The following is an 18,469-nucleotide window of genomic DNA, read 5'->3' as shown; positions in this document are numbered from 1 at the left end:
CCCTCACTGTCGACCGATTTATCCGCTGATGGATGGGAAGCAAGATTTCAACGCCGTGATGAAAATCGAACCTTCGATCCATCAATTTGTCATGAGACGCATTTCATTTAGGTAAGCCCCTTTCGACTGGTCCAGTTCAAGCTGCGTTTTTCTAAATGAGGCTCGCAGTAAACAGGGCTTTGGAATAGTCCGAGTGCGTTCGACCTTCCTGCAGGTCAGCCTTCGTGAGTTCGTCAACGAAGGCGCCGTCCTTCATGATCAGGACGCGATCGCACATGTGCGCGACGACCGAAAGGTCATGGCTCACAAGAACGAACGTAAGCTCCCGTTCCTCCTGCAGATCGCTGAGGAGATTGAGGATTTCCGCCTGCACGGACACATCGAGCGCCGAGGTCGGCTCATCCAGCAGCAGGATCGGCGGCTCGAGCATCAAGGCACGGGCGATGGCGACACGCTGGCGTTGACCGCCCGAGAGCTCGTGCGGGAAGCGGTCGGCGAAGTGACCGGGAAGGCCGATCTGCTCCAGCGCTGCCGTCACGCGGTCGAAGCCGCTTCCGATCTTCATCGCCCGCAACGGTTCGGCAAGGATGCGGCCGATGCGATGGCGCGGATGGATCGAGCCATAGGGATCCTGGAACACCATCTGCGCCATTCGCAGCTGCTCTCGCGTCCTCACCTTGTCGACCGGTTTGCCACCCATGGTGATACGGCCCGTCCAGTGGCGGTCGAGCCCGGCGAGCGACCGGAGCAGCGTCGATTTTCCGCAACCGGATTCGCCGACGATGCCTATCGTTTCCCCGCGCCCCACCGTCAGCGAAACGGACTTGACGACATGCTTTCCGCTCTTTTCGTCACCGAAGCGGACGTCCAGGTCTTCTATCGATATCATCCGCGCACCTCGATTGCGTCTATGGCCTGGCGGTCGAGCGTCTGCAGCCGCCGGACCGGATGCCTTGGGTCCGGCATGGCCGCGATCAGCCCGCGTGTATAGGGGTGTGTAGCGGCGGAAAGGTCGGTCAGTTCCTCGACTACCCTGCCCTTGTACATGACCAGCATCCTCTGGCAGAAGGCGGCGACCATGCGGATATCGTGGCTGATCAGCAGCAGGCCCGAACCGTTTTCCGTCACAAGCTCATCCAGAAGCTTGAGGACGTCGGCACGCACGCTGACATCGAGCGCCGAGGTCGGCTCGTCGGCAATGACCAGCCGCGGTCTGGCGAGCAGCATCATCGCGATCATCACCCGCTGTCCCATGCCGCCCGAGATCTGGTGGGGATAGAGATGCATGACGCGCTCGACATCCGCGATGCGCACGCGCTGCAGCATGTCCCGGGCAAGTGCATCCGCTTGGCTTTTCCCGACCTTCTTGTGCAGCCGTGCCGCCTCTGCGACTTGCCTGCCTATTTTCAGGACCGGATTCAGCGAATAGCGGGGGTCCTGCATGATGAGCGCGAGACGATTGCCGCGTAGAGCACGCATCTGTCGCTCGCTGGTGGAAAGGATGTCCCGACCCTCGAAGCTGAATTCGGATGCCGATACCTTGGCCGAGCCAGGTAGCAGGCGCATGATGGCGCGCCCGAGCGTGGATTTGCCGGAGCCGGATTCGCCGACGATACCGAGGCGCTCGGCGCCGAGGGAGAAACTGACGCCGTCGACGGCGCGCAGCGACGACTGGGCAAAGCTGACTGCGAGGTCCCTGACCTCCAGGATTTTGGTCTGATCAGGAGCGGACATGACGGGGATCCAGAATATCGCGCAGCGTATCGCCGACGAGATTGAAGGCAAGGCTGGTGAACAGGATGGCGATGCCGGGCATGACCGCGACCCACCAGTTGTCGAGCATGAACTTGCGGCCGTTCGAGATCATTGCGCCCCATTCGGGCGCCGGCGGCTGGGCGCCGAGACCGAGAAATCCGAGCGCGGCGGCCGTCAGGATGATGCCGGCCATGTTCAGCGTCAGACGTACGATGACCGATGGAATGCACATGGGCGCAATGTAGAGCGCGATCAGGCGCATCGGCGAGGCACCGTAGAGCCGCGCAGCTGCGACATAATCCGTGTTGCGGACCACCAGCGCCTCGGCGCGGGCGAGGCGCGCGATCGGTGGCCATGCCGTCAGCGAGATCGCGACGACGGCGGTCCCGAGCCCGGCGCCGAGCGCCGCGGCGAAGGCGAGCGCCAGGATGAGGGATGGGAACGAGAGGACGATATCGGTCGCGCGCATCAGAAAGGCATCGACCCGTCCGCCCGCATAGCCCGCCACCACGCCGATGATGAGGCCGACGGGACCGACGATGACCGAAATCGAAAGCACCGTGACGACGGTGATCCGCGTTCCGTAGATCAGCCGCGACAGGATGTCCCGGCCGAACTCGTCCGTCCCCGCCCAGTGCGCGGCACTCGGCGGCAGGAGAACATTGGAAAGATCCTGCGTATAGGGATTATAGGGCGCGATCCAGGGCGCCAGGATCGCGACGATCACCATCACGGCGAGGATCGCGAAGCCGAACATGCCCAGAGGCTCGTGCGACAACTTGCGGAGACTGAGCGAGAAGGTGCGCAGCGTTCTGCTCATGGTGCCGGGGTCCTTGCCGCCGGTGGAGGCTTCGACGATCGTCATGCTGTTACCTCGCGGGTTCGGGGGTCGAGGATGATGTAGGCGAGATCGGTCAGGAAATTCAGGACCATGAAGATCAGGCCGATGATGAGCGTGGAGGCGAGGACGGCGTTCATGTCGCCGGTCAAGAGGGCATTGGTCATGTACTGGCCGATGCCCGGCCAGGAGAAGACGATTTCCGTGACCACCGCCCCTTCCAGAAGCCCGCCATAGGAGATGGCGAGAATGGTCAGCAACTGCACCGCGATATTCGGCAGAATGTGTCCGGTGACGATCCCCATCGGCGAGGCGCCCTTGGCGCGCGCCGCCGTCACATAATCCTGGTTGAGCTGCTCGAGCGTGAAGCTGCGCGTCATCCTGGTAATATAGGCCATGGCCGAATAGCCGAGAATGCAGGCCGGCAGGATGATGTGGCTGAGGGCGTTCCAAAACACTTCGTGATCGCCGGCCAGCAGGCTGTCGACCAGCAGCAGGCCCGTCTTCGGCTCGACAAGACCTTCCATGTAGACATCGACGCGGCCGGGGCCGCCGACCCAGTCAAGCCCGGCATAGAAGATCACGAGGCCGACGATACCGAACCAGAAGACCGGGATCGAATGGCCAACCAGCGAGATGACGCGGGCAAAACGGTCCAGCCACGTATCGCGGAACATGGCGGCTGCCATGCCGAGCGGTACGCCCACCACCGTCGACAGGATGACCGCGAAGGTCGCCAGTTCCAGCGTTGCCGGGAATGCCGATTCAAGATCCTCGACAACCGGATTTCCGGTCAGGATGGCATTGCCGAGATCGCCTCTGACAAGGCCTGAGACATAGATCCAGAACTGCTGGTAGAGCGGCAAGTCGAGACCGAGCCGAGCCCGCATGGCTGCATGGGCGGCCGGATCGGCAAGCTCGCCGACGACGGCACCGACGGGATCGTTCGGCAAGACGCGACCGATCACGAAGGTGACGACGAGGAGGACGAAGAGGCTGACAAACAACTGGAAGATGCGTTTGCCGATACCGGAGACGGAAAATTCATTCATGGCATGGAGCCCTGATCAATCAGCGTCTGTCTTGGTGACGAGGTTCAGGCGCACCGCAGCCAGCGGATGGCCGTGATACCCCTGAATGCGACTGCTGAGCACGATCGGCTCGAACCGTTCGAACAGTGGCAGCGTGGCGGGCTTCAGGCTGACGAACATTTCCTGCATCTGCTTGAAGATCGCGTCGCGCTTGGCCATGTCGGTTTCGGAGTTGGCGGATGCCGTCAGCTTGGTGAGGTTGGGGATGTCCCAGGCCGAACGCCAGACGAAGTTGCCGGCGTTGTTGGCCTCCTTCGAATTATCAGGATTTGAGGCGAACTGCTCCATGGAGCCGATCGCGTTCGGGATGTAGGCCGAAGTTTGCGGGATGAGCAGGTCGAAATTCCGGGCGCGGTGCGCGGCGATGATGTCGGCGCCGTTGCCCTGCTCGATGTTGACCTTGATGCCGATCTCCCCAAGGCTCGCCTGGATGGCCGTTGCCATATCGATACGCGGGGTCTGAGCGATGGTCTTCAGCGTCAGCGTGAATCCATCACGATAGCCGGCTTCGGCCAGAAGCGCCTTGGCTTTTTCCGGATTGAAACCCCAGTCAGGATTGGCGATTGCGCCGGGCCAGCTTTCCGGAACCGGTACGTTGCGCGCCTTGCCATATGGACCGAGGATGGTGTTCTCCATTCCCTTGTAGTCGATGCCGTAGGCAATCGCCTCGCGCACCAGCGGGTTGGACAGTTCTTTCCTGCTCGCATTCATCGACAGCACATAGAAGCCACCGGTCTCGACGCGCTGAATGACGAAGCCATCACGCTTGTCGAAGACGGCGAGATCCGCGGCCGTCATCCCATTGGCGATATCGATATCGCCGCGCTCCAGCATCAGTCGCTCGGCCTGGCTTTCCGGCACATGGCGCATGATCACTCGCTTCATCGCGGGCTCGCCGCCCCAGAATTCGGGATTGGCCTGAAGGATGACGATATCGTTCGGCGTCCAGCGGTTGAGGGTGAAGGGACCGGAGCCGGCGGTGTGAGTACGAAGCCAGGTATTGCCGTAGTCGTCGTTCTCGACGTGCTTCTTCACCTCCTCGCTATCGACGACGCTGGCGACGACCATGGACAGGCGATAGAGTAGCAGATCGGCGGCCATCGGTTCAGCAAAATCGATTCGGAAGGTGTGCTCGTCGAGTGCGCGGGCGAGCGCCTCTATATTGTCACCGTTGTAACCGACGCGCTTGAAGTTCAGGGCGGCGGCTTGGTTCATTTTCATCAGGCGGACGAGCGAATAGACAACGTCATTGGCGGTGACCGGATTGCCGGAAACGAAATTCGCCTCCCTCAGGTGGAACGTGATACCCTTTTCGTCCGCTTCCCACCGCTCCGCGAGTTCCGGCACCAGTTCGTTGTTCTTGGTCGGGTCACTGGTAAGAAGCTTGTCATAGGTGTTGGCCAGGATCTCCAGCGCCTTGGCCTCGGTGCCTTGCTGCGGGTCGAGCGAAAGGACCTGGGCAAGCGACGTTCCGATCACCAGCTGATTGCTGGGTGTAGCGGCAAGCGCGAACGGCGCGGCCGAGAGAGACGATGCAGCGAAAACGACCGCCGCAGCAAGATGACGAGAAAGGTACTTCACTGAATCTCCTCCATGCACTACCATTACAACATCATATGTCGTTGGTATGTCGTATGACGATTTAGGACATTTATTCGAAACTGGCAATAGGCCCGCCGGAATATAGGCAAGGGGGAACATTGGAAACGAAACCATTGAACCGCAGACCGAGACTGGCTCATGCCGTCGTCACTGATCTGCGCCGGCAGATCGAAACCGGGCTGCTGCAACCCGGCACCCAATTGCCGACGGAACCGCAACTGGAAGCGCATTTCAACGTCAGCAGAACAGTCATCCGCGAAGCCATCGCGGAACTGCGCGCGGCGGGTTTCGTCGTCCCGATCCAGGGAAAGGGAATGTTCGTCTCCGAAACGACGTCGGGTACCGCAGCCCCCCTCAGCCCCGGAGAAATCAAAAGCATACCGCAAACACTTGAAATGCTTGAGTTTCGTACCGCGCTCGAGGGCGAAGCCGCAGCCATCGCGGCTTATCGGCGATCGGCTTCCCAAGAGGATGCGATTCGGGCTGCGAATGAGGAAATGCGGCAACTTGCGGAGGCGGGGGAAGCGACGGTGGATGTGGATTTCGATTTCCACATGGCCATCGCAAGAGCCACAAACAACAGCTTCTTCGTCGAGGCGTTGGCCCGTTTCGGCGCTCGCTCGATTCCTCGAAGCCAGTTCCCGAACCTAGTCGATGCCACGACACAAAAATATCTGCTCGGCGTCATCGACGAGCATAACCGTATCGTCGATGCGATCGCCGACCAGCAACCGGAGGCCGCGCGACTGGCAATGCGTGAACATCTGCTTGGCAGCCAGCGGCGATATCGACAACTCGCGCGATAGCAATAGACAACTCGAAAAATTCATATTATGTCATACCTCCATCAAGGAGAAATGGCATGTATGTAGGAACACAGCTCGCTGCACGAGACGACGACGATTATCGTGCCTGGTCGCAGCTCGGCATCAAGCACATTTGCGCGGACCCGGATGGCCGGCCAGGCACCTGGAAGAGAGACGACCTGAAGCGGCTGCGCGACAAGGTCGAAAGCTTTGGCCTTGTGCTGGACATGATCCAGCTGCCGCTGCCCTCGAGCCCGATCGAGACCGCCACTTATCCTGATATCCTGCTTGCAGGTCCTGATCGCGACCGGCAGATCGACGCAATCTGCTCCCTGATCGAAGACCTTGCAGCCGTCGGCGTCCCCGCCGCGAAATACAATCTCAATCTGATCGGCATCCCGCGCACGCCCGACGAGGCCGGCCGAGGCGGATCGATGAACGCGTCCTTCCGCTGGGACAAGATAGACCAGAACGCGGCACCCGGTCTCGCCGGTGTGCTTTCGGAAGACGAGAACTGGGAACGCATCGACTACTTCCTCGAACGCGTCGTTCCGGTCGCCGAATCCAACAGGATTCGCCTCGCTTGCCACCCGCACGATCCCTATACCCCGCCGGGTTACAAGGGGGTCACGCGTGTTCTCGGCACGGTCGATGGACTGAAGAAGTTCGTGACCATGCGCGAAAGTCCGTATCACGGCCTGAACTTCTGCCAGGGCACCGTCGGCGAGATGCTGGATAACCCGCGCGAGGAGATCGAGGACGTCATCCGCTGGTTCGGCGAGCGCAAGAAGATTTTCAACCTGCACTTCCGCAACATTCGAGGCCGCAAGCTTTCCTTCATGGAAACCTTCCCCGACGAGGGCGACATGGACATGGCGCGGTCGCTGCGCGTCTACAAGGAGGTCGGCTATCCCTACATGATCATGCCGGACCATGTTCCGACCATCAGCGGCCGCGACCCTCAGGGTGTCGCCTTTGCCTATTGCTACGGCTACACCGCCGCCCTCCTCCAGGCGCTCGATACCTACTGAGACCGAATTCCAATCAGGACAAGATTATGAACCCTAGTGAACTCAAGACTGCCCTCGGCAGCGGACTGCTCTCCTTTCCCGTAACCACCTTCAATCCGGATTTCTCCTTCGACGAAGATGCCTATCGCGACCACATCAGCTGGCTGGACGGATTTGGCGCATCGGTACTGTTCGCCCCGGGCGGCACAGGCGAACTCTTTTCGCTGACGCCATCGGAAGCGGCCTATATCACCAAGGTCGCCAAGGCGACTTCGAAGAACACGCCGATCGTGGGTGGCGCCGCCTATGGAACGGCGATGGCGGTTGAAATGGCAAAGGCAGCCGAAGCTGCCGGCGCGGACGGCGTCCTGTTGCTGCCGCCCTATCTGATGTTCTGCGAGCAGGATGGCCTCGTGGCGCACGTCAAGGCCGTCTGCGACGCCGTGGGCGTTGGTGTCGTCGTCTATAATCGCGACAACATCGTGCTCTCCGCGGAAAGCATCGCGCGACTGTGCGATCAGTGCCCGAACCTGATCGGCTTCAAGGATGGCTATGGCGAAGTCGACCGGGTGATCGAGATCACGACACTGCTCGGCGACCGCCTCACCTACATCGGCGGAATGCCGACGCACGAACTCTACGCGACTGCCTATTTCGCCGCCGGTGTGACGACCTATTCCTCGGCCGTCTTCAACTTCGTGCCGGAGCTTGCCCAGCGCTTCTACAGCGCGCTGCGTGCCGGCAATACCGATGTCACCAATCAGATCCTGAAGGATTTCTTCTTTCCGCTGACCAAGCTGCGCAACCGAAAGAAGGGCTATGCCGTGTCGATCATCAAGGCCGGCCTACGGGCGCGCGGACGGAAGTCCGGCCCGGTACGCCCGCCGCTGATCGATCTGACCGCCGAGGAATTCGCTCTCCTCGAACAGATGGTCAACACAGCGGCCTGACGCCATTCATCGTCCCGGCATTCAGAAAGACATCGACATGTTCTCATTGAAACGAGAGGATTTCGGCCCCGGCTTCGACTTCGGCGTCGCCATGGCCGCGCACCAGATCGAAGGCGGCCAGACCGACGGCCGGGGCTCTTCGATCTGGGACAGTTTCGCGGCGACACCGCGCAACACCAGGAATGCCGATACCGGCAAAGTCGCATGCGATCACTATAACCGCTGGCCAGAAGACCTCGATCTCATCCGCGATGGCGGCTTCGACGGATATCGCTTCTCGTTCTCCTGGCCACGGGTCATCCCGGAGGGTACGGGGCCAAGCAATCCCAAGGGCCTGGATTTCTACGACCGCCTGATCGACGGCATGCTCGAACGCGGCATCAAGCCCTATGCGACGCTTTATCACTGGGATCTTCCAAGCAGCCTGCAGGATCGTGGCGGCTGGATGAACCGGGATACGACCGCCGCTTTCGCCGATTATGCCGCTCTCATCGGACATCGGTTCAAGGATCGCCTTGAGACCATCGCGACGGTCAATGAGCCCTGGTGCGTCGCTTTCCTCAGCCATTTCCTCGGCATCCATGCGCCCGGCTATCGCGACGTGCGCGCTGCCTCGCGCGCCATGCACCACATCCTGCTCGCGCATGGCCGTGCCATCGACGCCTTGCGCGCCGAAGGCGCAAAGAACCTTGGCATCGTCGTCAATCTGGAAAAGGCCGAACCCTACAGTTCCTCGCCGGAGGACCAAGAAGCCGCCGAACTCGGCGACGCGCTCTTCAATCAGTGGTATCTCGGCGGCGTCTGCAAGGGCGAATACCCGCAATCCATCGTCGATATCATTGAGGACCACCTGCCTCGCGACTGGCAGGCGGACATGGATGTCATCTCGCGTCCACTCGACTGGATCGGTGTCAACTACTACACGCGGTCGCTCTACAAGTTCGATGCGTCTGTGCCGGTGTTTCCCTTCACCCAGCATCGCGGCGATCTGGAGAAGAACGACCTCGGCTGGGAAACGGTGCCGGAGGCCCTCACCGAATTTCTGCTGCGGGTGTCGAACGACTATACGAACCTGCCGCTCTATGTCACCGAGAACGGCATGTCCGAAAGCAACGATGCGAAGCGCATCGACTATTTCGACAGGCATCTTCGCGCGATCCTAGACGCCAAAGACAAGGGCGTGGACGTGCGCGGTTACTTCGCGTGGTCGCTGCTCGACAATTTCGAATGGGCCGAAGGCTTTTCATCCCGCTTCGGCATCGTCGAGATGGATTATGCCAGCCAGAAGCGCACGCCAAAGCCAAGCTACTTCGCGTTCAGCAAGATGCTTCTCGGCCGTGCTCTTGAAGTCAGATAAACCGCATTCGGGTCGTCGGTGACCTTGCTTGCTACCGTTCCCTATTTGCGCGATACCTGCAACAGCACCCAGAAACTTCCACGGAGCGGGGTGCTGTTGAGCCGGACTGAAGAAGCTATTTCGAGGAATTGCGTAATTGAAGACGTCGCGACGGCTTCCCACATCCGGCATAGCGGGGAACCGAATCCTTGCCGACAACCGGCCTGGCATGAGCCCGGTCGATATCGCCGATCACAATTCCCGCGCGACGCTCGGGCTGCTGCGTCGTTTCGGTCCACTGACGCGTCAGGAGCTCGCCAGACACCTTGGGCTGACTGAGCCTGCGATCACAGGCATCACGCAGCGACTGGTGGATGCCGGGCTCGTGTTGGGCCGCAAGCGCGTCGCCATGACACGCTATACTGCCGTCGAGTTCGCAGTCTGTCCTGATGCAGCCTATTCGCTGGGGCTTCGTCTCGGCACCGATGGCTGCGAAATCGTCATGCTCGATCTTGCATGTTCGATCGTGCGGCAGGAGCATGTAACGGGCCTCGACATGATCGCAGAGGCGATCGACGGCATGATCGCCAGCTTCCCGGCGTCCGCCAGCCTGATCGGCTGCGGTATCGCCTTGTCGCCGGAGGCAGTTTCGGCGCGTACTGCGATCGAGGTGGCCGTCGGCCATCTGGCTGTACCGCTCTTCTTCCTCGAAGACAGCGAGGCGGCGATCAATGCCGAGCGGATGCTTGGAATAGGCGACGCGGAAGGCGGGCTTGTCACTATCCTTATCGACGATACGGTCCGCGCCGGTCTCTTTATCGGAGGGCGTCCGTTTCACGGCATGCACGGAAAAGCCGGTGAAATCGGCGAGATGCGGTCGGGAATCGACGGCGCAAGCCTGAACGAGACCGCGACGCTACCGTCGCTACAACGGCATCTTGCGCACGAGACGTCCGCTGATGGCTGGGTGGAGATTGCCGCGCGACATCTGCACGAAGCCGTACTTGCGATCTCCGGCTTCATCGCTCCGGGTGCGATCCTCATTGGCGGATCTTTGCCCGATGATATTCTGGCGTCCGTGATATCGAGCATGGCCCGGGAACGGGAGAAGAAAATCCGCGATCTGGTGATCGCCCCCTGGATACCGGTGGTGCAACCGGCGACCCATCCGAAAGACGGTGTTACATTCGGCGCCGCCCTTCGACCTTTCAATGAGACGTTGTTTCCCGCCTGACAGCGTTATCCGGCCGAAACCCCTGGCGCTGCCGCAGGCCATTTCTCCAGACTGTTCGAAAGGCCACCGATCGGATTTCGAAACCGCTGCGCCGGTTCGGCCGATGGCAGGCCGAGACGATGCGCAAGCGGAATGGCTGCCGCGCCGAGCGCCGCGGCATCCTCCGAGCCCGCCGCGCGATGCAACGACGGCGCCTTGGCGCCGAGGCGGCTAATCTCTTCGTGAACATAGAGCAGCAACTCGTCGATGATTCGGACGGGAAAGCGTCCGCCGATGAGAACACCCTCGGGATCGACGATCATGCCGATATGAACGATCGCCTGGGCGATCTTAACGCTGACCTTGCGCAACCATGCGCTGACGACCGCGCGCCCCGCCGCATCGAGCGTCAGGAGGTCGGCGGGCGTCGAAGCCTCGACGCCGGTGCGCTTCAGGTGATCAAGCAGGATGAAAAGCGAGAACATCTCGCCGAGCGGCTGCGTGCTGCCGGCGAAGGGTCCATCGTCGAACAGCACAGGCAACCAGCCGATTTCGCCGCCGATGCCGCTGGCGCCCTTGTGGCGGATGCCATCGATGACAAGGCTGCCGCCCAGACAGGCATTCGCCAGGATGTAGAAAAAGCTGCCGATCTCGGTACCAAGCCCGTACTCGATCTCGCCCAGCGCCGCCGCGTTGGCGTCGTTGTCTATGAACACAGGGTGGTCGGAGATCGCCTCAAGCGCGCCGCGTACGTCATAGCCGCTCCAGCGCCGGTATTCCGGCGGAAAGCCGATAACGGGCACTTCACCGAGCCAATCCGGGATAGCAAGGCCGATCCCGGCCAGTCGGCTTTCCTCGATGACCTTACGTCGGCGGAAAGACGAAAGAGCATCGGCCATCAGTGCCGCGAAATCATCCGGCAGCAGAAACCGGGCCTCATGGTGAATGCGACCGCGCACCGTACCAACAGCATCGACGGCAATGATGGTAAGGTGATCGCGGTCGATATTGGCGCCGATCGAGAACACACCTTCCGGATCGATCTCCAACTCGATCGCCGGCTGCCCACGCAACCCGTGCCGGCGACGCGCCTCCACGACAAGGCCCTCGTCGAGCAGGCGCTCGACGATCCGTGTCACGGCCTGTTTGGTCAGCCGCGATCGCGCCGCCAGTTCGGTACGCGAAATCGGCCCGCCGCGATGGATCGCGCTCAGGATCATGGCCCGATTGGCGGCGGCCGCCTGCTCAGGATTGGAGCCCGAAACCTTCAAGTTCTGTCTTCTCCCGTCAGTGTCGTATGTTTGAATTGTTGCAAGGCATATCGAGACTAAGTGATTGCGGCATAAACGGAAAGAGCCCAGCCACGCCGTGACCGGGCTCCAACATTTGTTGACCGCAACCTATCGTGAAATACGCCAGCTCTTGACCTGGAACGGCATCAATCCTTCGACCGGCACATCGCTCATCGGCTCTTCGAGAATGCTGACCGTTCCCTCGTTGCGCCACCCTTGCGGCAGCGTCAGTCCGAAGGCGCCGCGGCGGCCGGCTGGCTCGTAAACGCGCAGGATGAGGCCATCGCCATCCTCGCATGGCTTGATCACCGAGAGAGCTGCGTCGATGCCATCATTCTTGATCGGCTGCCACGACCCGACGGCACGGTCCGACACTTCAAGCGCCAGCAGGGGTTGGTTAAGGTCTTCGGCTTCCTCGCGCACACCGCCCTCATACCAGGAACCCTCATGCGGCATCAGCGAGTATGTGAAGCTCTGCAGCCCCTCGTCAGCGAGCGGGTCGGGATAAATGGGAGAGCGCAGCAGAGAAAGGCCGAGCACGTTACCCCGGATGCTATGGCCGTATTTCGCGTCATTGAGGATCGCGACGCCGAAGCCCGGCTCCGACAGATCGGCGAAGCGATGCGCCGGCGCCTCGAACATCGCTGCGTCCCAGGACGTGTTGGAATGGGTGGGACGCTCGACGACGCCATAGGCGCATTCGCAGGTGGCGCGGGCATTGCGCACCGCGACACCAGTCAGCGTCCTGAGAAAGGCACGGCGGTCGTGCCAGTCGAGTTCGGTCTGGATGTCCAGCCGGCGGGCATTGGCGCCGAGCGACACGATCTGCGTGATGCGCGAGTGACGCCAGGTGCGCACGATCCTGATTGCGGCGCGGTGAGCCGTATTCTCGATCAACTCGATACTGTCGAGCGCGGTGATCTCCTCGCCGCGCGCGGCATAATCCTCCTCGACGTCCCAGGCGTCCCAGTTGCGCGGCTTGTCCGCCGGGTAGACGAAGAGCCGGTTGCCGGCGCCTTCGAGCGCCTCGCGGTCGGTCGGCTTGTGCAGGATGCTCGCGATCGAGCCGTCCTTCGCCAGCGTCACCTTCAGCGTTTCATTCTCGAGGTGGCTGTTGCTGGCCGAAAGACCCGGCTGCGCCTTCAGCGAGCCGATATCGATAACGGCCACGCCGAGCGGCGCGATGCTCTCGGCTGACGACACATGGCTGCCGTCGGCCAGCGTCAGCCGCACGGGCCGTTTGTCAAGCGACGGGTTGACGACGAGCACGTTGTTGCCGCTTCCCGATGGCAGCTGCCTGGCGATCGCATGCAAGGCGCTCGCCTGCGCCGCCTGGCCACCGGCGATCACGCCGTCGAGTTCTTCAGCGCTGTCGGCATAAACCTCGGCGATCGACGAGCCCGGCAGAATGTCGTGGAACTCGTTCTTCAGGACGACGCGCCATTCGCTCTCCAGCGAGGCCGGCTTCTCGCCGCCCATCAGATGCGCCAGTCCGGCAAGCGTCTCCGCGGTAATCAGGCTGCGCTCGGCCTTGCGGTGAAGGCGCTTGACGACGCTCTGGCTGGTCAGCGTCGCGCGGTGCAGTTCGAGATAGATCTCGCCCTGCCACGTGGTGAGCTCCTTCTCCTTCGCGCTCTTGTGCGCGCCCTCGAAGAAGTCGTGCACCTTCGTCCAGCGTGCAGCGGGCAATGCCGGAAAGGCGCGCAACTGCTCTTCGCGGGTGATCATCTCCGGCGTCACACCGCCGCCGCCGTCACCGTAGCCAACGGCAAGAAGGGTGGTCTCGTGCTTGTCCTTTTGCTGGAAGTTCCGCCAGGTGGGCACGAAGCAATCCGGCTGCACGAAGCCGTTATAGCCATGCATCGGATTGTCGAAGGTGTGGGTGAGCACCCGGCTGCCGTCGAGGCCTTCCCACCAGAAGAGGTCGGCCGGGAATTTGTTGGTCTCCGACCAGTTCACCTTGATCGTGAAGAAACTCTTCATCCCGCCCTGGCGCAGAAGCTGGGGCAAGGCACCGGAGAAGCCGAAGCAATCCGGCAGCCAGCAGACTGTGTGGCGAACGCCGAAGGTCTTCTCGAAATAGCGCTGGCCGTAGAGGATCTGCCGGCTGAGGCTCTCGCCTGTCGGCATGTTCGTGTCTGGCTCGACCCACATGCCGCCGAGCGTCTCCCATTGCCCCTCCTTCACGCGCTCGACGATGCGCTTCAGAAGTTCGGGATCGTCCTCGGCGATCTGGTTGTAATAATGCGCCGTCGACTGGTTGAAGCGAAAGTCGGACGACTGTTCCATCAGCGACAAAGCCGTGTGGAATGTGCGGCGCATCTTGCGGCGGGTCTCGCGGTAGGGCCACAGCCAGGCGAGGTCGATATGCGCGTGACCTGTCAGCGCGATCTCGCCCTGCGGCGGGAAGCGTTCGCGCAGCTGCTTGAGCTCCTTGATCAGCGTGTCGTAGGCCGCGACCACGCTCGCGCGCTGCCCCTGGTTCAGGCCTTCCGGGGTGGGCTCAAGCTCGGGCAATTGCCAGATTTTCTGCTGGCCGACCGATGGCGACATGCGCGCGATATAGGCTGCGGTCGATGACGGCCAGTCGAGCCCGCGCATGGCGGCCTCGGCGATATCGATCAGATGCGGAATGACCTCGTGTCCTTCCAGCGTGTCGACCGCCTCCGAGATCTGGCGCAGCAGCAGCCACAGCCGGTCGACCGGACCGTCCAGCCGCAAAAGGTTCGCCCGCTCTAGCCGGGGCGCGCGGACGGGCTCGCCGAAAGGCAGGCGCGCGACTGTCTCCGAGGAGATCTTGATCCGACGCGACGTCAGCCGGAATTCCTGGTGATAGGGATCGAGGCCGAGCCGCGTTTCGCCGCCCGCTTCGTCGGTTATGGTGATCAGGCTCTCGCCGCCAAGATTGAGGCTGAGGCGGGCTTCCTCGACCGGCCAATGTTCCGGCACGCGCGCCGAGGCGGCGAAGCTGACCGTGCCATCCTTGCGCGGCCACGCGGCGCCGATCGCGATCGGTTCGCCATCGAAGGTCCAGTCGCTGATCTCAATGGTTTCACGGGCGCGCCAGTGTTCGAGTTCCGACATGCGGACGCGGATGCGGTCGAGGCGTTGGGCAAGCGTAAGCGACATGATCATATCCTGAGGTTTGAAAGATATCAGCCCTTGACGGCTCCGGCCGTCATGGCGCCGAGAATGAGGCGTTGGAGCGAAAGAAATGCGACGATGGCGGGAACGACCGAGACGAGGCAGGCGGCCGCCAACAACTGGATGGAACTGTCGTTCTGCGTTCCCGCATACTGGAAGATGCCGACGCCTATCGGCATCAGCGCCTCCTTGCTGATCAGCAAGAAGGGCACGAGGAACTGCGACCATCCGGCAATGACGGAGATGATGAAGGCCGAGGCGATCCCCGGCGTCGCGAGCGGCAGGATGATCCGCCAGAAGACCCCGAAATGGCTGCAGCCGTCGATCAGCGCCGCCTCGTCGAGATTGCGCGGGATGCCATCGATGAAGCCCTTGAGGATCCACGTCACCATCGGCACGGCCAGCGCGATATAGACCATGGTCGCGCCGAAATGGCTATCGGTGAGGCCGATCTTGGCCATATAGCGGTAGAGCGGCACCATGATGACAAGCGGCGAGATCATCTGGAAAGCAAGCAGCACCATCATCCACGGCCCCTTGCCGCGAAACGGAAAGCGCGAGAAGGCGTAGGCCGCCGGCAATGCCACGATCAGGCAACCGATGGCGCTCGAGGCTGACAGGATGAGCGCGTTCCAGAGATAGCCCGCGAACTTGTCGGAGGAGAGGATCGCGATGAAATTGTCGAGCGTCGGCGATTTCGGGATCAGCCGGGAGACGCCGAGAAACACTTCCTTGCGGGTGCGCAGCGCCAGCGACAGCAGCCAGACCAGCGGCCAGGCAAAGAAGAGGAAAGTGATCAGCAGGAAGAGATAGCTGAAGAGGTCGGCGATGCGTTCCTGTCTCGAGTTGATCATACGGGTTCTCCCTTCGGCAGGAAGCGGGCGTAGACGAGCGCCAGGCTGAGGCTGATGACCAGCATCAGGATCGACAAAACCGCGCCAGCCGCCAGATCATAGTTCCGGAAGACGACGTTGAACGTATAGAGCGACAGAACCTCCGTCGCCCGGCCAGGTCCGCCGCCGGTCAGCGAGATGATCGCATCGAAGGTGTTCAGCGTCTGGATGGTGATCAGGATCATGTTGACGAGGATCGCCGCGCGCAACTGCGGCAGTGTGATGTAGATCAACCGCTGCCATGGGTTGGCGCCGTCCATCTCGGCGGCTTCGTAGAGCTCGGGATCGATGGCCTTGATGGCGGCATACATGACGACCATCGAAAACGCCGTTCCGCGCCAGACGTTGGATATGACGACCGACCACATCACCATGTTCGGATCTGACAACCACTGAACGGGCGAGGCGCCGAGCATTCTAAGCAGGCTGTTGAGGCCGCCGAAGGGTGCTTCGTTGAACAGCATCTTCCAGATGATGCCGCCTGCGATTCCGGGCACCACCCAGGCGACCAGCGCCGTGGTGCGCACGATGGTCGAGCCGAACAGGCCGCGCTTTTCGCTACGCACGACGACCTGGGCGATGAACAGCCCGAGCACTTGCTGGGCAACGACGCTGGACCCGGTGAAGACGAGCGTCACCCAGAGGATCTGCAGTAGTTCCGGCTTGGAAAGCGTGTTGACGATCGTCCGCAGCGTGTACTCTTCGTCGTTGCCGACAATCGATGTGTTGGTGAAGGCGAAGCGGAAGACGTCGATCAGCGGATAGAGATAAAAGACCCCGAGAACCAGGATCAGCGGCATAAGCCAGGGAGCGGGCGAGGGATAGAACTTTCGCGCGGCAAGCCTGCTTCCGGTAGGCGCAGTCTCGGCCGCAATGCTGAGATTGGTCATCGATCCGTCCGGTCATTTATCTTTGAGGTCAGGCAGTCGGCATCGGTGGCGCGGGTGAGGTTACCCCGCGCCACCGATCGTCAGCTCAGCTTCGCTTGAAGGCGCTGAGCGAGGCGGTGAAGGCCTCGTCGACGGCGGCGTCCGTGGCCTGCGTGCCGGTCAGCACCTTGCCCATCATGATCTGGATCTGGTTGGATATCTCGGGATAGACGGCAGCACCCGGTCGCGCCTGCCCGACCTTCAGCGCCTCGGCGAAGGTCTTGTTGGATGGCGTCGAGAATACCTCGTACTTGTCGTAGAGATCGGCGCGCGTCGGCAGTTGTTCCTGCAGCGCGTTCGCCGGCCCCATATAGACTTCGCGGGCTAGGTCGGCGCAGACCTTCACCTTTTCCGCATCCTTGCTGAAGGCGGCGACAGTCCAGCCGCCGGTGCCGGTCGAGCGCTCATTGGCGGTCGGGCCGGGAAGCGGCGAGAAGGTCCACTTGGCAAACTCGTCCTCGTCGAGCGCGGTCTTCAGCTGCGCGTACTGCCAATTGCCACCAATGAAGAGCGCCGTCGTTCCGGCGGCTGCGGCGGCGTTGAAGTCGTCATAGCTGCCGAGCGTCGCGACGCGCTTCGGAGCCGCGCCCGATTCCACCAGATCACGATAGTAGTTCACCGCCTTGATGAACTTATCGCGGTTGTCGCCCTCGCCGAAGATCGGCTTTCCCTGATCATCAACGAGCTTGCCGCCCTGGCCCCAGAAATTCGCGAGCCAGTCGAAGGTCGTACCCTCGTAGCGGCCGCCATTGAAGAGGATACCCTCCATGCCTTCGTCGACGGAATGCAGCGCGGCCTTCTTCAGGTCATCCCAGGTCTGGGGCGCGTCGGGCACGATCTCCTTGTTGCGATAGAGGACACGCAGGTCGGTCGACCACCACCAGGCATAGATATTGCCGTCATCGCCGGTAATGCCCTCTCGGATGAAGGGAAACAGCTGGCCGATTTCCTCCTTGCTGAAATAGGGCGAGAAGGATTGCAGCACGCCGGATTTCTTGAAGAGCGGCAGCACGAAGGAATCGACCGCGGCGCAGTCGGGCGCGGAACCCGACTTGGCTTGCTCGAGCATGCGTGCCTGTTCCTGGCCTATATCGCCCGACATCATCTGCAGCTCGATCTGCCAGTCAGGGCGCTTGGCAATGAAGTCGTTGAAGAGCTTGCTGTAACCCTCGGCATAAACAGGCTCGTTGTTGCGCGGGCCGTCGGTGGTCATCCGGAAAATGAGCTTGTTGGGCGCGTCGGGCTTGCCGACGATGTCGCCCGTGATCAGATCCTGAGCCGCCGCGATAACAGGCGCGGCCAGGAATGAGCCCGCCAGAAGGGCGAGCATGATTGCCTTGTTCTTCACCAGTATTTCCTCCCGATTCAGGATCCCATCCGAGCCGCTGCCTCCACAACAACGGGCCTCCGCCGATCCGCCGATCCGCCGATCCGCCGATCCGCCGATCCGCCGATCCGCCGATCCGCCGATCCGCCGATTAGATTAAGTCACTTTTCTTTTGTGTCAAGCATCGTCGATGTTCGTGGCTATCCATCGTTGCACGAATGCAGGGCAGAGGCTCCAGTTCTCCTCCGCCTCTTAAGCGGCCGAGGCGCCGCTCTGCCGCCGT

15 protein-coding genes are annotated in these 18,469 nt (G+C 61.7%); 5 read left to right on the top strand and 10 right to left on the bottom strand.

Annotated features, from left to right (window positions below):
• Positions 1-151 precede the first annotated feature (151 nt).
• Genes QTL95_RS02130 through QTL95_RS02110 form a run of 5 tightly spaced genes read right to left on the bottom strand, consistent with a single transcriptional unit; the run spans position 152 to position 5,265 of the window.
• Positions 152-889, bottom strand: coding sequence for an ABC transporter ATP-binding protein (locus tag QTL95_RS02130; RefSeq protein WP_289718310.1), 738 nt, complete (start codon positions 887-889; stop codon positions 152-154).
• Complete coding sequence (locus tag QTL95_RS02125) at positions 886-1,734, bottom strand: ABC transporter ATP-binding protein (RefSeq protein WP_289718309.1); 849 nt, start codon at positions 1,732-1,734, stop codon at positions 886-888. Before QTL95_RS02125 ends, QTL95_RS02130 begins: the two co-directional genes overlap by 4 nt.
• Complete coding sequence (locus QTL95_RS02120) at positions 1,721-2,575, bottom strand: ABC transporter permease (protein WP_289718787.1); 855 nt, start codon at positions 2,573-2,575, stop codon at positions 1,721-1,723. Before QTL95_RS02120 ends, QTL95_RS02125 begins: the two co-directional genes overlap by 14 nt.
• 41 nt (positions 2,576-2,616) lie before the next feature.
• Positions 2,617-3,645, bottom strand: a complete 1,029-nt coding sequence (locus QTL95_RS02115) for an ABC transporter permease (protein ID WP_289718308.1) — start codon at positions 3,643-3,645, stop codon at positions 2,617-2,619.
• 15 nt (positions 3,646-3,660) lie between these two features.
• Complete coding sequence (locus QTL95_RS02110; RefSeq protein ID WP_289718307.1) at positions 3,661-5,265, bottom strand: ABC transporter substrate-binding protein; 1,605 nt, start codon at positions 5,263-5,265, stop codon at positions 3,661-3,663.
• A gap of 119 nt (positions 5,266-5,384) precedes the next feature.
• Here QTL95_RS02110 and QTL95_RS02105 point away from each other — a divergent pair, with 119 nt between their 5' ends.
• The 5 genes from QTL95_RS02105 to QTL95_RS02085 all read left to right on the top strand — a co-directional run bounded on the left by QTL95_RS02105 (position 5,385) and on the right by QTL95_RS02085 (position 10,622).
• The gene (locus QTL95_RS02105; protein WP_289718306.1) at positions 5,385-6,092 is read left to right on the top strand and encodes a FadR/GntR family transcriptional regulator; all 708 of its coding nucleotides are present in this window, start codon (positions 5,385-5,387) and stop codon (positions 6,090-6,092) included.
• Positions 6,093-6,148: 56 nt separating this feature from the next.
• Positions 6,149-7,123 (top strand): mannonate dehydratase, encoded by a 975-nt coding sequence (locus QTL95_RS02100; RefSeq protein WP_289718305.1) that lies wholly within the window; start codon positions 6,149-6,151, stop codon positions 7,121-7,123.
• Positions 7,124-7,146: 23 nt separating this feature from the next.
• Positions 7,147-8,052: a 5-dehydro-4-deoxyglucarate dehydratase gene (gene kdgD, locus QTL95_RS02095; protein WP_289718786.1), complete on the top strand. Its 906-nt coding sequence runs from the start codon at positions 7,147-7,149 to the stop codon at positions 8,050-8,052.
• A 37-nt stretch (positions 8,053-8,089) separates the two neighbouring features.
• Entirely contained in the window at positions 8,090-9,409 is a 1,320-nt protein-coding gene (locus QTL95_RS02090; RefSeq protein WP_289718304.1) for a GH1 family beta-glucosidase, read from the top strand.
• Positions 9,410-9,545: 136 nt separating this feature from the next.
• The gene (locus tag QTL95_RS02085) at positions 9,546-10,622 is read left to right on the top strand and encodes an ROK family transcriptional regulator (RefSeq protein WP_289718303.1); all 1,077 of its coding nucleotides are present in this window, start codon (positions 9,546-9,548) and stop codon (positions 10,620-10,622) included.
• Between the two features lie 5 nt (positions 10,623-10,627).
• Here QTL95_RS02085 and QTL95_RS02080 read toward each other — a convergent pair whose 3' ends face one another.
• The 5 genes from QTL95_RS02080 to QTL95_RS02060 form a co-directional block, all read right to left on the bottom strand.
• Positions 10,628-11,872, bottom strand: coding sequence for an ROK family transcriptional regulator (locus tag QTL95_RS02080; protein ID WP_442981243.1), 1,245 nt, complete (start codon positions 11,870-11,872; stop codon positions 10,628-10,630).
• A 129-nt stretch (positions 11,873-12,001) separates the two neighbouring features.
• Positions 12,002-15,022 (bottom strand): alpha-mannosidase, encoded by a 3,021-nt coding sequence (locus tag QTL95_RS02075; RefSeq protein WP_289718302.1) that lies wholly within the window; start codon positions 15,020-15,022, stop codon positions 12,002-12,004.
• A 26-nt stretch (positions 15,023-15,048) separates the two neighbouring features.
• Positions 15,049-15,891: a carbohydrate ABC transporter permease gene (locus tag QTL95_RS02070; protein ID WP_289718301.1), complete on the bottom strand. Its 843-nt coding sequence runs from the start codon at positions 15,889-15,891 to the stop codon at positions 15,049-15,051.
• Positions 15,888-16,820, bottom strand: coding sequence for a carbohydrate ABC transporter permease (locus QTL95_RS02065; protein ID WP_289718300.1), 933 nt, complete (start codon positions 16,818-16,820; stop codon positions 15,888-15,890). The genes QTL95_RS02070 and QTL95_RS02065 overlap by 4 nt, the downstream gene beginning before the upstream one ends.
• 85 nt (positions 16,821-16,905) lie before the next feature.
• Positions 16,906-18,189: an extracellular solute-binding protein gene (locus QTL95_RS02060; RefSeq protein WP_289718784.1), complete on the bottom strand. Its 1,284-nt coding sequence runs from the start codon at positions 18,187-18,189 to the stop codon at positions 16,906-16,908.
• Between the last annotated feature and the right edge of the window lie 280 nt (positions 18,190-18,469).

The sequence above is a fragment of the Rhizobium sp. S152 genome, assembly GCF_030380735.1.
Taxonomy (GTDB): domain Bacteria; phylum Pseudomonadota; class Alphaproteobacteria; order Rhizobiales; family Rhizobiaceae; genus Rhizobium.
Note: the sequence above shows the minus strand (reverse complement) of the source record. Positions and strands in the feature narration are given on the sequence as shown.

What these genes read in the sequence shown, in the direction of transcription:
- QTL95_RS02065 (WP_289718300.1), bottom strand. Translation starts at nt 16,820, where the DNA reads ATGACCAATCTCAGCATTGCGGCCGAGACTGCGCCTACCGGAAGCAGG.
- QTL95_RS02115 (WP_289718308.1), bottom strand. Translation starts at nt 3,645, where the DNA reads ATGAATGAATTTTCCGTCTCCGGTATCGGCAAACGCATCTTCCAGTTG.
- QTL95_RS02075 (WP_289718302.1), bottom strand. Translation starts at nt 15,022, where the DNA reads ATGTCGCTTACGCTTGCCCAACGCCTCGACCGCATCCGCGTCCGCATG.
- QTL95_RS02130 (WP_289718310.1), bottom strand. Translation starts at nt 889, where the DNA reads ATGATATCGATAGAAGACCTGGACGTCCGCTTCGGTGACGAAAAGAGC.
- QTL95_RS02060 (WP_289718784.1), bottom strand. Translation starts at nt 18,189, where the DNA reads ATGCTCGCCCTTCTGGCGGGCTCATTCCTGGCCGCGCCTGTTATCGCG.
- QTL95_RS02100 (WP_289718305.1), top strand. Translation starts at nt 6,149, where the DNA reads ATGTATGTAGGAACACAGCTCGCTGCACGAGACGACGACGATTATCGT.
- QTL95_RS02070 (WP_289718301.1), bottom strand. Translation starts at nt 15,891, where the DNA reads ATGATCAACTCGAGACAGGAACGCATCGCCGACCTCTTCAGCTATCTC.
- QTL95_RS02125 (WP_289718309.1), bottom strand. Translation starts at nt 1,734, where the DNA reads ATGTCCGCTCCTGATCAGACCAAAATCCTGGAGGTCAGGGACCTCGCA.
- QTL95_RS02090 (WP_289718304.1), top strand. Translation starts at nt 8,090, where the DNA reads ATGTTCTCATTGAAACGAGAGGATTTCGGCCCCGGCTTCGACTTCGGC.
- QTL95_RS02120 (WP_289718787.1), bottom strand. Translation starts at nt 2,575, where the DNA reads ATGAGCAGAACGCTGCGCACCTTCTCGCTCAGTCTCCGCAAGTTGTCG.